1 protein-coding gene is annotated in these 342 nt (G+C 57.3%); it reads right to left on the reverse strand.

What is annotated here, in order from left to right:
- The coding region (locus tag MRBLSP13_RS20785; RefSeq protein WP_363738985.1) for a M24 family metallopeptidase at nucleotides 1–342 on the reverse strand (342 nt) is incomplete at both ends.

Consider the following 342-nt stretch of genomic DNA (forward strand, 5'->3'; position numbering starts at 1 on the left):
AGTAGGTCTCGATCGCAAAGACCATCCCTTCCTCGATCGTGATCGGGTGTTCGATCGAGTGATAGCGGCTGATCAGCGGCTGTTCCCACAGGCCAACGCCGATGCCATGCGCATATTGCAGCCCGAACGCTTCCTCCTCGTTCGCCATGCCGAATTCCTGGGCGGCCGGGAATTTCTTGGCGATATCGGCCGAAGACGCGCCCACCTTGATCTCTGCAATCGCTTCGTCGAGGATTTCACGCGTCTTCTTGTACACGTCCCGCTGCTTGCGGGTCGCGCCGCCAATATTGATCGTGCGGTAATAGCAGGTGCGATAGCCCATATAGGAGTGAATGATGTCGA

Source organism: Sphingobium sp. LSP13-1-1.1, from assembly GCF_040676415.1.
GTDB lineage: Bacteria > Pseudomonadota > Alphaproteobacteria > Sphingomonadales > Sphingomonadaceae > Sphingobium.